Genomic DNA, 11,943 nt, shown 5'->3' on the forward strand with positions numbered 1-11,943 from the left:
AGGTTCTCGATGTCGTCTACATTCCCACTCGGACCGTTCACCGTTCGGCGCATCGGCTTCGGTGCGATGCAGCTGCCCGGGCCCGGAGTGTTCGGCCCGCCCCGCGATCACGACCAGGCCATCGCCGTGCTGCGGCGCGCCGTCGAACTCGGCGTCGACCACATCGACACCGCCCAGATCTACGGGCCCGACGTCGCCAACGAACTGATCAGGGAGGCGCTGCACCCCTATCCCGAGAATCTCAAGCTGGTCAGCAAGGTCGGCGGCCGGCGCGACGAACACGCGAACTGGCTGCCGGCCCAGGATCCCGACGACCTGCGCCGCGACATCGAGACCAACCTGCGCACACTCGGCGTCGACCGGCTGGCCGCGGTGAACCTGCGGATCTTCGGCCCCGACGACGGCGGCGACGCCTACGAGCCAGGCCTGTTCGGGCGCCAACTCGACGCGATGATCGCCGCCCGCGACGAGGGCCTGATCGCCGGGATCGGTCTGAGCAACATCACCCGCCAGCACCTTGAGGTCGCGCTGGAGCACACCGAGATCGTCTGCGTGCAGAACGCCTACAACCTCGCCGAGCGCAGGTCGCAGCCCGTGCTCGACCTGTGCACCGAGCGCGGCATCGCGTTCGTGCCGTTCTTTCCGCTGGGGTCGGCGTTCTTCCCGGACAACCCGGTGCTCGGGCATCCGGCGATCAAGAAGGCGGCGACCGAGCTCGGCCGCACCCCGGCCCAGATCGCGCTGGCATGGACACTCAACGTCGCGCCCAACGTGCTGCTGATCCCGGGCACGTCTTCGGTGGCCCACCTCGAGGAGAACATGGCCGTCGCCGACATCGAGCTGCCCGCGGACCTCGAGATCTGACCGGCCGTGCGCCGACTGTGAATCTGTGGCGAAAATCCGGCCGAAAACTCGCAACCACTTCACAGTCGGCGCGGTAACGGTCGTGAACCCGGATTGGCGCTGGATACCGCGACCCGTTAGTTTCCGTCAGGTGATGTCCTCAGCTGCACGCGTGCTCGCGCGGTGGATTGCCCCCGTTATCGCCGTGGCCGCCGTCGCGGCGCCGGGCCTGGCCCTCGATCCGACGCCGGCCGATCCGGCGGTGCGCCTGACGACTGAGGCCAACCCGTTTGCGGGCAAGCCGTTCTACGTCAACCCGTCGTCGAAGGCGATGCGCGCGGCGCAGGCCGCGGACCCGCCGATCCCCGCGCTGACCGCCGTCGCCAACACCCCGCAGGCCTACTGGCTGGTGCCGGGGTCGTCGGCTTCGACGGTGGCGAAGTACGCCGGCGACGCGCAGGCCGCCGGTGCCACGCCGGTGTTCGCGATCTACGGGATCCCGCACCGCGACTGCGGAAGCTTCGCCGCCGGTGGGCACAGTTCCGGCGCGGCGTACCGCCAGTGGATCGACGGCATCGCCGCCGACATCGGCCCGGCACCCGCGGCGGTGATCCTCGAACCCGACGCGCTGGCGATGGCCGACTGCCTCTCGGGTGATCAGCGTCAGGAACGTTTCGACCTGATCAGCTACGCGGTCGACTCGCTGGGCCGCAACCCGGCCACCGCCGTCTACGTCGACGCCGGTCACCTGCGCTGGCACAGCGCCGAGGAGATGTCGGCACGGCTCAAGCAGGCCGGTGTCGACCGGGCCCGCGGGTTCAGCCTCAACGTCGCGAACTTCTTCACCACCGAGGACGAAATCGCTTACGGCGAAGCCATTTCCGGTCTCACCGGCGGCAAGCACTACGTCATCGACACGTCGCGCAACGGTGCCGGGCCGGCCGAAGGTGAGATGTACTGGTGCAACCCGAGCGGGCGGGCGTTGGGCGTAGCGCCCACCGCGGTGACCGCGGGCCCGCACGCCGACGCCTACCTGTGGGTCAAACGCCCCGGCGAGTCCGACGGCACCTGCAACAAGGGCGACCCGCCGGCCGGGGAGTTCATCAACCAGTACGTCATCGACCTGGCGCGCAACGCCGGCTACTGACAGTCAATCGATCTGCTCGTCCTCGTCGGCTTCGGTCGGCAGGGCTTCGGCGCCGGGCGTGGCCGGGGTGGTCAGGATCTCTTCGGTCTCACTCGGGCGGTTCTCCGGTGACATCGGGTCTCCTCACGTGGTTCGCGCGCGACAATCGCGGGCGGATCTGTAACGGTGCCCCCGGTTCGTACCCAGCTCACCGCGGTTTCAAGCAGGCGTTCGTTTGAGCGTCGGCGTCGCTGGAAATGAACGAGTCATGATCAGAGCGACAACCGCGGGAGTTCTCGCGCTCGGCGTCCTGACGCTGCCCGGATGCGCAGCGCTGGAGAACCAGGACGCCAACAGCGCCGCGACCACGAGCACCCGCGCCCCGGTGACAAACCCCCGCACCGAACCGCTGACCGCCGCCTCCAACCCGCCGCCGTCGAACGAACGGACCCCACCGATCGGGGACGTCTCGCTGGCGGTCGAGGACCGCGGCGACCTCGGCGAGATCATCGTCGACAGCAGCGGCCGCACCCTTTACACGTTCTCGAAGGACGCGCCGAACGAGCCGACCTGTTACGGCGAGTGCGCCGACACCTGGCTGCCGCTGCTGTCCGACAGCGACCCGGCCGGGGGTATCGGCATCGACGTGGCGTCGGCGAAGACCACCCCGCGGCGCGAGGGCAGAGACCAGGTGACCTACCGGGGGATGCCGCTGTACCGGTACGCGGGTGACAAGCTCGACATCGACGCCAAAGGACAGGGTCTCGACATGTTCGGCGGGGAGTGGCGCGTCCTGACCAAGGCCGGCGAACCGCTGAACTGAGGAATAGCGCCGGACCCACCGGTGTTGTCCGGCCGAGGGCAACCACAGTTAGGTTTGGGCATGGAATTCGGCATATCGACGTTCGTCAACGACGACACCATCGACACCGTCTCGTTGGCGAAGGCGATCGAGGAGCGTGGATTCTCCGCGCTGGCCATCGCCGAACACACCCACATCCCCGCCAGCCGGGAGTCGGCCTACCCCATGGGCGGTGATCTCCCGAGCATCTACTACCGCACGCTGGACCCGTTCGTCACCCTGGCCGCCGCAGCGGTCGTCACCTCCCGCATCGAGCTGATCACCGGGATCGCCCTGCTCATCCAGCGCGACCCGATCATCACCGCCAAGGAAGCGGCCAGCATCGACCTGCTCTCGGGCGGCCGGTTCGTGTTCGGCGTCGGCGCCGGCTGGAACCTCGAGGAGATGCGCCACCACGGCACCGACCCGAAGACCCGCGGCGCGCTGCTCGACGAACGCATCGAGGCCATCAAAGTGCTGTGGACCGACGAACCCGCCGAGTACCACGGCCAATTCGTCGACTTCGATCCCTCCTATGTGCGGCCCAAGCCGGTTCAGAAGCCCCACCCGCCGATCGTCATCGGCGGTGATTCCGACGCGACGGTCAAGCGGGTGATCCGGCACCGGGCGGGCTGGATGTCGAACCCGCTGCCGGTGCCGCGGCTGGCCAAGCGCATCGAGGCGATGCGCGCCGGCGCCGATCACGACGTCCCGCTCACCACTTTCGGAACTCCGGTGGACCCCGGCTACTGGGACGAGTTGCAGAAGCTCGGCTACCGGCAGGCCAACCTGTTGCTGCCGACCAAACCCCTCGACGAATCACTGCGCAAGCTCGACGAGTATGCCGAGAGGGTCGCCGAGTACCGCGGCTAGCACCTCTACTGTGGGCGTATGAGCAACGCTGCTGACGCCGAACGGGTCGCCGAACTGGCGCGCGAGGTCGTCGACCGGCACGACCCCAAGACGGTGCCCATCCCCGAATTTCTCGGTGCCTGTTACGACGCGGGCCTGTCGTGGGTGCACTTCCCCGATGGTCTCGGCGGCCTCAACGTCTCCCGCGGGCTGCAGGCGGTCGCCGACCGCATCCTGCAGGGCGCCGGCGGCCCGGTCCCGCTCGGCCTGAACCCGATGGGCTACGGGATGGCGGCCCCGACCATCCGCGAACACGCGCAGACCGAGGACGTCAAACGGCAGTGGCTGCGGCCGCTGGCCACCACCGAAGACCTGTGGTGTCAGCTGTTCTCCGAACCCGGCGCCGGATCCGACCTGGCAGGGCTGGCCACCTCCGCCGTCCGCGACGGCGACCAGTGGGTGATCAACGGCCAGAAGGTGTGGACCAGCCTCGCGCACCGCGCCCGGTGGGGGCTGCTGTTGGCGCGCACCGACCCCGACGTGCCCAAGCACAAAGGGCTGACCTACTTCGTCATCGACATGCACGGCGACGGGGTCGAGACCCGCCCGCTGCGGCAGATGACCGGGCAGGCCGAGTTCAACGAGGTCTACTTCACCGACGCCCGCATCCCCGACCAGCACCGCCTCGGCGACGTCGGCAACGGCTGGAACGTCGCGATGACGACACTGATGAACGAACGTACCGCGTTGGGCGGCAGCGGAAGTCGCCGCGGAGCAGGCACCATCGCCGACGCCACCGGGCTGTGGGCGTCGCGGCCCGAGCGCCGGACCGCGGTGCTGCGCGACCGGCTGACCCAGCTGTGGCTGCGCTCGGAGGCGCAGCGGCTGACCTCCGAGCGGTCCCGCGCGGCCGCGACCGTCGGCGGACCCGGCCCCGAGGGGTCGGTCGGCAAGCTGGTGGGCGCGGAGCTCAACCAGGACATCTACCAGTGGTGCATGGACTTCCTCGGGCCCGAAGGCCTGCTGTACCACGGCTACGACCCGGGCTCCCGCAGCGACGACGGCGACTGGCAGGGTCCCATCCAGCAGCGGTTCCTGCGCAGCCGCGCCAACACCATCGAGGGCGGCACCTCCGAGGTGATGCGCAACATCCTCGGCGAACGCATCCTCGGGTTGCCCGGCGATCTGCGTGCCGATGCCGGTATGGCGTGGAAGGAGGTGCCCCGTGGCTGAGGAGCTTGCGGATCAGCCCGACAAAGGGGCTGAGGAGCTTGCGGACACATCTGAGTACAAGTTCACCGAAGAGCAGGGCCAATTACGGGCAGCCGTAAGGAAATTCAGCGCCGACCACTTCTCCGAGGAGAAGGTCCGCGCGCAGATGGAGTCCGACCCGCCTTTCGACGCGAAGGTGTGGGCGCGGCTTGGCGCCGAGTTGGGTGTGCTCGGGTTGGCGGTGCCCGAAGCCGACGGTGGCGCCGGCGGGACGCTGGTCGACCAGGCGGTGGCCGTCGAGGAACTCGGCGCGCGGCTGGCGTGCGGACCGCTGTTCGGCACCGTGTACCTCGCGATCCCTGCGCTGGTCGCCGCCCCCGCCGGTGAGGTGCGCGACGAACTTCTCGCCGACCTCGTGGAGGGTCGCCGCACCGCGGCGGTCGTGGTGCCGGACCGGGCCGGTGTGTTCGACCCCGACGCGGTGACGGTCGAGGTCGCGGGGGAGACGTTGTCGGGCACGGCAACTCAGGTGGTCGACGGCGGAGTCGCCGACGTCCTGCTGGTCGCGGCGCGCGGGCCGCAGGGAGTCGGCCTGTACGCCGTCGACGCCGCACAGGTGCAGCGCAGCCCGCTGGCCACCCTCGACCTCACCCGCCCGCAGGCCGACGTCGTGTTCGCCGATGCGGCGGCACGGCTGGTGGCCGGTGCGGAGGAGGCGCCGCGAGTGCTCGAGCACGCGCTGCAGGTCGGTGCGGCGCTGCTGGCTGTCGAACAGGTCGGCGCCGCCCAGCATCTGCTCGACCTGTCCGTCGACTACGCCAAGACCCGGTGGCAGTTCGGCAGGCCGATCGGCTCCTTCCAGGCCGTCAAGCACCGGCTGGCGAACCTGCTGGTCGACGTGGAGCACGCCAGATCGACTGCGTATCACGCGATTTGGGCGCTCTCCGACGGGTCCGACGACCCGGCGCTGGCGACGAGCATCGCGCAGGCGGTGTGCTCGGCGGCACTCACCCACGTGGCGACCGACACGATCCAGGTGCACGGCGGCATCGGTTTCACGTGGGAACACCAGGCGCACCTGTACTACAAGCGCGCCACGACCGACGCCGTGCTGCTGGGCAGCGCCGAGCAGCACCGCGATCGCATCGCGGCGATGGTGCTCGACGCTGCCGATGCGGACCGGGTGCCGCGGGTCGCCGACGGCCGCCCGGCCTGACCGACCGCCCAGACACTTTTAGTGAAGGGCACTTCACTGTATGGTGGCGGGCGTCACCTAGTTCACTAGGTGAAACAGATGGTCGAACGCGCGGGAGGGCCGAATGGACGTCACCACGGATCGGCCCGCCGGCTCCCGGTTGGGCGGCGCGGCGCGGACCGGTCAGGCACTCGTCGAGGCGGCGGCCGCGGTGCTACCGCTGCGGTGGGTGCGTGCCGACTTCCCGCTGACCGCGTCCGACGTCGACCCCGGTTTTCTCACCCGTGCGCTCAGCGGTGTCGCCGCACCGGCGTCGGTGCTGTCCGCCCGCCCGGTCGGCGGTACCAACGGCACGACCGACCGCGCCCGCCTCGAACTGACCTGGGACCGCGACGGCGACCTGCCCCGGCACGTGTTCATCAAGAGCACGCCGTCGAGCGCGAAGAACCGGACCATGGTCGCCGCGTTGGCGCTGGCCCGCAACGAGGCGCTGTTCTACCGGCACGCCCGCGCCGCGCTGAGTGACCGGATCGCCCCCCGCTGCTTCGCCGCCCATGCGGGCATGGGCGCCCGCCATCTGCTGGTGCTCGAAGACGTCACCGACCGCGGCGGCGACCCGAAGGCGCTGTGCGACGACATCGACTTCGGCTATGCGCGGGCGATGATGGTCGCGCTGGGGGAACTGCACGCCGCGTTCTGGGAGTCGCCGCGACTGCACGGCGATCTGCGGTTCGTCCGCCCCGAACGGGACCGCCCGGGATTTCCGTTGCTGCTCCGGCAGTTCCGGCAAGTGCGGTCCAAGCTGCTGAAGTCCGACGAGTACCGGCTGCCGCCGGAAGTGCGCGAGATGGCGGCGTTCGTCAACGCCAACGACTGGGCGCTGCACGCGAATTGGGAGAAGGGGCCGCAGACCGTGATCCACGGTGACACCCACCTGGGAAACACGTTCGGGCTCGACGACGATGGGGTGGGTCTGCTGGACTGGCAGGTGCTCTACCGCGCGCCGGGCATCCGCGACGTCGCCTACTTCCTCGTGACGTCGGTGCCCGTCGAGGTGCGCCGCGCGCACACCGACGAACTGCTGCAGACCTATCTCGACGCGCTCGCAGCCAACGGCGTCGCCGATGCGCCGACCCCGCAGCAGGCGTGGGATGCGCTGCGGCTGTTCGCGTTCGACGCCTGGGACTCGTGTGCGATCACGCTGGTGTGGCCGGGCCTGCAGGCCCCGGAGAACGTGGAGAAAAGTGTCGAACGCGCGAACGCCGCGATTGTCGACCTCGACGTCATGCCGGTGCTTCGCCGGAGCGTCTGAATTGTCAGTGACCCGTAGAGGAGAATCCTGGTGAAGACAGATCGTCAACGAGCGCGCCGGGTGATCGGCTGGACCCGTATCGGCCTGGGCGCCGCGCTGTTCGCGGTGCCGCGCGTGGCGGCCCGCTCGTGGCTCGGGCCCGACGGCGACAACGCGGGCGTCGGCCTGCTGTTTCGCAGCATCGGGGCACGCGACCTGGCGCTGGGCGCGGGACTGCTGGCGGCCCCGGACGGTGACAAGTCGTGGTCGCGCGCCGGGGTGGTGGCCGATATCGGCGACGTGGCCGGTTCGCTCGTCGCGCTCGGTCCCGTGCCGACGCGCCGACTGCTGCCGGGCACGCTGCTCGCGGTGGCGTTCGTCGCCGCCGGCATCTGGCTCGAGTCCGAGGACTGAGCCCGCCCCGGCCGTCTTCGCTATCGTGAGCGTTGCGATGGCGTGAGGTGGCGGGTGGCAAGCATCAAGGACGTGGCCGCGGCGGCGGGTGTGTCACCGACGACGGTTTCGCACGCCTTGAACAACCGCGGCCGCATCGCCGAAGAGACCCGAGTCAAGGTCCTCGAGGCCGCCACGCAACTGGGCTACCAGGCCAACGCCCATGCCCAGCAGCTGGTCACCCGGCGCAGCCGCATCATCGCGATCCAGATGCCGGACGTCGGCGACGAGCCCGGTCCCGCGCTGCCGCTGTCGGCGTACTTCCTCGAACTCATCAACGGTGCGGCCGCGGCTTCCGACCGCGCGGGTTACGCACTGGTGGTCACGCCGTCCGGCGGCAAAGCCACCATCCTGAACAGCTTTTCGATCGACGGCGCCATCGTGGTGGACCCGCAGGGCGGTGAAGCGGTGTTCAGCACCGGGGCCCCGGTGGTCACCGTCGGGGTTCCGCCGAGCACCACCCACCACGTCCTCGCGGTCGACAACGACCACGCGGGCGCGGCGCGCGTCGTGCTGGAGCACTTCGCCGGCCTCGGCTACCGGCGGCCCGCGCTGGTCGCCGACGACTCGCGGCGGTCCTACGTCGACGATGTGCTGTCGGGCTACCGGGCGTGGGTGGCCGAGCACGGCGTCGCCGACACCGTGGTCACCATGGGCTCGGCCGACAAGGACACCGCCGACGACGTCGTCGCGCAGTTGCGCGAGGCGCAGGTCGACGCCGTGTACGCCAGTTCCGACGACCTGGCGCTCGCCCTGCTCGACGCCGCCTCGCGCGCCGGCCTGGCCATCCCCGGCGAGTTGGCCGTCGCGTCGGCCGTGGACAGCCGGTCGCTCACGCTCACCTCGCCGCAGATCTCGGCGACCAACCTGTTCCCGTATCTGACGGGTTCGACCGCGGCCGAACTGCTGATCGAGCGGTTGGACAAGGGCTCCACGGTCGTCGGCACGCGGATGATCCCGACCGGTTTCGTGGCCCGGGCGTCGACCGCCGCGCTCGCGGTCTGAACACGTCGTGACATGCGTCTTCGTGTGATGTGCTTGACACGTACGTCAACTCGTGACTACGGTCACACCCGTACTGCCAAAACCCTTTGGCAACCGTAGACAGCTAGCCTCCGGAATCACACAACGAGCTCCCGCAGGCACATTCGTATCGGTGCCAAAACGTTTTTGCGAAGGAAGGTTCCCATGCCCAACGGTCCGGACGCCCGAGCCCGCGCCAATCGTGCCGCCGTCGACGCGCTGCTCGCCGCGGACCCGGTCCTGACCGGGGTCGAGAGCGCAGCGTCCGCGATGGGGCTCCCGTCGACCACGATCCTGACCTCCGGACCGACGATGCCGTTCGCGTCGTACACCGGCGGTCAGCGCGCCGCGGTCATCGGCGGAGCACTGTACGAAGGACTGGCCCCCGACGCGGACGCGGCGGTCGCGGCTTTCGAGAGCGGGGCCATCCAGGTGCGCGGCTGTCAGGAGTTCGGCTGCGTCGGATCGCTGGCCGGGGTGACGACCGCGTCGATGCCGGTCGCCGTGGTCACCGATGCGCGTACCGGTGAGCGCGCGTACTGCACCCTGTACGAAGGCGACAGCGCCGACCGGCTCAACTACGGCACCTACACCGACGCGACCCGGCGCAACCTCGAGGATTTGCGACTGCGCGTGGCCCCCGCCATTGACGGTCTGGTAAAAGCACAGACAGAGGCGCTGCGGCTCAAACCGATCATGACCCGCGCCCTCACGATGGGAGACGAGCTGCACAGTCGCAACGCCGCCGCGACCCTTCTGTTCCTCAGGAGGCTGCTCGTGGGCGCGAAGGAGCTGGGGCCCGACATCGACGCCGCCCTCGAGTCGCTGTGCGACGACTACTTCTTCCTGCGCCTGTCGATGGCCGCGAGCAAGGTGATGGCCAACGCGATGCGCGGCTTCGAAGGCTCGAGCGTGGTCACCGCGATGGCCTTCTCATGCGCTCAGTTCGGCATCCAGACCTCCGGCACCGGCGACACCTGGTTCACCGGCCCGCTGCCCACCTTCGAGGACTACCGGATCGAGGACGGCTTCGGCCCCGACGACATGGAGTTCATGGGCGGGGAGAGCATCATCACCGAGGTCATCGGGCTCGGCGGGCTGTCGCAGGCCGCCGGCCTGCCGCTGCTGCGCTCCAGCGGCCGCGACGTGTCGCGGATGATCGCCCGCACCACTGCGATGTACGACATCACCGTCGCCGAGAGCCCCGAGTTCCTGATCCCGGTGCTGAACTACCGCGGTGCCCCGCTGGGCCTCGACGTCGAAAAGATCGTCTCCCGCCCGGATGTGACGCCGTACCTCGACATCGGCATCGCCGGGCGCTCGGGCAGACAGATCGGCGGCGGCGTCGCCCGTGCACCGGTCGAACCATTCCAGAAAGCCTGGGACTCGCTGGTCGCGAGCTGAGCCCGAGAGAACCACCTGATGCGCAACCACATTCCGGTCACGACGGCGGGTCACCTTCGTGGCGCACACCGAGCGGTCCCGCCGGTGAACCTCTAACCCCCCTCACGAGATTCGGTGAAGCGAAGGAAACCCAAGATGGATCAACTGGCGCACGACACGGCGGCCGCGCCGACAAAGGTCGACGCCGTCGGCAAGGTCGAGAGTTACGGGATCGAGTACATCCCCGACGAAGACCGGCACTCGCGGCCGCGAAACCTGCTGTGGATTCTGTTCGGCGGCAGCATGACGTTCGGGATCATCGTGATCGGCTGGGTGCCGGTCTCGCTGGGCCTGGGCTGGTGGGCGTCGGCGAGCGCGATCGTGGTGGGCTCGGCGATCGGCGCGACCCTGATGGCGCCGATGTCGCTGCTCGGCCTGCGCAGCGGCAGCAACAACCCCGTCGCCAGCGGCGCGCACTTCGGCGCGCTGGGGCGAATGATCGGCTCGGCACTGGGCATCACCGCAGACATCGTCTTCGCCGCACTGTGTATATGGGCGGCCGGAGAGGTGCTGGCGCGCAGCGTGGTTCGTATCTTCGGCATCGAAGACCAGGCCACCACGATCGCGTTGCTGATCGTTGCCTACACCCTGGTCGCGATCGTCATGACCGTGATCGCGGTGATGGGCCACGCGAACATGGTGTCGTTCACCAAGTGGATGGTGCCCACCGCCGGCCCGATCATGCTCCTCTACTGCTTCGTGGCCGCTCCGAACTTCGACCCGAACTACGCCGGCGGCGACTACGTGCTCGGCAGCTTCTGGCCGACCTGGATCCTGGGCATGCTGGCCTGTGCGGGCACGATCAACTCCTACGGTCCGTACGTCGGTGACTGGACCCGGCACATCTCCACCAAGAAGTTCCGGCCCCGCGACTCGGTCGGCGCGGCCTGGATCGGCGGATTCTTCGGCATGGGTGGCGCGTTCATGTTCGGCGCCTACACCGCGGTGACGTTCAAGGACCCGATCAACGCCTATGCCACCGAGTTCGCCAACAACGTGCCGTTCTGGTTCCTGTTCTTCGCCCTGTACCTCGCGTTCATCCCGGGCACCGCGCAGGCCGTGATCAACATCTACAACATGGGCCTGGACTTCTCGTCGATCGTCCCGGGCCTGAGCCGGGTGCGGGCCACGGTGTACCTGTCGATCGTTTCGACCGTGCTGGTGTTCATCGGCGCGTTCTACCAACAACTCTCGGCGATCGTGAGCTCCTACCTGGCGATCCTGATCGTGCTGGGCGCGCCGTGGAGCGTCATCAACCTGATCGGCTACTTCAACAACCGCGGGTTCTACGACCCGGACTCGCTGCAGGTGTACAACCGCGGCCAGATGGGCGGCCGGTACTGGTCGTCGGTGGGCCTGAACCACCGCGCCGTGATCGCCTGGCTGGCGGCGGTCTGCATCGGGATGCTGTTCATCAACACCGGCTGGTACGCGGGACCGGGCACCAAACTGTTCGAGGGCGCCGACATCGGGTTCGTGGTCAGCACCCTGGTCGCCGCGGTCGTGTACGTGGCATTCCTGAAGTTCAATCCCGAGCCGGCGTACGTGTTCGGGCCCCGCGGCGCCCGGATAGCGAGCGCCCCGCCGGAACGCTACGGCGACTTCATGCCCATCCAGGAGATGGACATGAGCAAGGTGCGTTGGCGTCTGGGGTGACCCCCGCC

Annotated in this window: 11 protein-coding genes; all 11 read left to right on the forward strand. The window is 69.1% G+C overall.

Translation table 11 applies throughout. The annotated features are described in order from the left end of the window. Nucleotides 1-9 precede the first annotated feature (9 nt). The 11 genes from BHQ18_RS14210 (at nt 10) to BHQ18_RS14260 (ending at nt 11,935) form a co-directional block, all read left to right on the forward strand. Nucleotides 10-864, forward strand: coding sequence for an oxidoreductase (locus BHQ18_RS14210; RefSeq protein WP_069414258.1), 855 nt, complete (start codon nt 10-12; stop codon nt 862-864). Nucleotides 865-994: 130 nt separating this feature from the next. Next, complete coding sequence (locus BHQ18_RS14215; RefSeq protein WP_234794176.1) at nt 995-1,990, forward strand: glycoside hydrolase family 6 protein; 996 nt, start codon at nt 995-997, stop codon at nt 1,988-1,990. 247 nt (nt 1,991-2,237) lie between these two features. Continuing rightward, the gene (locus tag BHQ18_RS14220; RefSeq protein WP_069414259.1) at nt 2,238-2,792 is read left to right on the forward strand and encodes a COG4315 family predicted lipoprotein; all 555 of its coding nucleotides are present in this window, start codon (nt 2,238-2,240) and stop codon (nt 2,790-2,792) included. Nucleotides 2,793-2,852: 60 nt separating this feature from the next. Continuing rightward, nucleotides 2,853-3,683 (forward strand): LLM class F420-dependent oxidoreductase, encoded by an 831-nt coding sequence (locus tag BHQ18_RS14225; RefSeq protein WP_069414260.1) that lies wholly within the window; start codon nt 2,853-2,855, stop codon nt 3,681-3,683. An 18-nt stretch (nt 3,684-3,701) separates the two neighbouring features. Continuing rightward, complete coding sequence (locus tag BHQ18_RS14230) at nt 3,702-4,895, forward strand: acyl-CoA dehydrogenase family protein (protein WP_069414261.1); 1,194 nt, start codon at nt 3,702-3,704, stop codon at nt 4,893-4,895. Beyond that, complete coding sequence (locus tag BHQ18_RS14235) at nt 4,888-6,090, forward strand: acyl-CoA dehydrogenase family protein (RefSeq protein WP_069414262.1); 1,203 nt, start codon at nt 4,888-4,890, stop codon at nt 6,088-6,090. The genes BHQ18_RS14230 and BHQ18_RS14235 overlap by 8 nt, the downstream gene beginning before the upstream one ends. 103 nt (nt 6,091-6,193) lie before the next feature. After that, nucleotides 6,194-7,381 carry a phosphotransferase gene (locus tag BHQ18_RS14240; protein WP_084294061.1) on the forward strand — a complete coding sequence of 396 codons (1,188 nt, stop codon included), beginning with the start codon at nt 6,194-6,196 and terminating at the stop codon, nt 7,379-7,381. 30 nt (nt 7,382-7,411) lie between these two features. Then, nucleotides 7,412-7,774, forward strand: coding sequence for a hypothetical protein (locus tag BHQ18_RS14245; protein ID WP_069414263.1), 363 nt, complete (start codon nt 7,412-7,414; stop codon nt 7,772-7,774). Nucleotides 7,775-7,828: 54 nt separating this feature from the next. Continuing rightward, entirely contained in the window at nt 7,829-8,818 is a 990-nt protein-coding gene (locus BHQ18_RS14250; protein ID WP_069414264.1) for a LacI family DNA-binding transcriptional regulator, read from the forward strand. A 183-nt stretch (nt 8,819-9,001) separates the two neighbouring features. Next, nucleotides 9,002-10,240: a YlbE family protein gene (locus BHQ18_RS14255; RefSeq protein WP_069414265.1), complete on the forward strand. Its 1,239-nt coding sequence runs from the start codon at nt 9,002-9,004 to the stop codon at nt 10,238-10,240. Nucleotides 10,241-10,375: 135 nt separating this feature from the next. Then, complete coding sequence (locus BHQ18_RS14260; protein ID WP_069414266.1) at nt 10,376-11,935, forward strand: purine-cytosine permease family protein; 1,560 nt, start codon at nt 10,376-10,378, stop codon at nt 11,933-11,935. Nucleotides 11,936-11,943: the final 8 nt, after the last annotated feature.

The organism is Mycolicibacterium flavescens (genome assembly GCF_001722335.1).
GTDB classification, from domain to species: Bacteria; Actinomycetota; Actinomycetes; order Mycobacteriales; family Mycobacteriaceae; genus Mycobacterium; species Mycobacterium flavescens.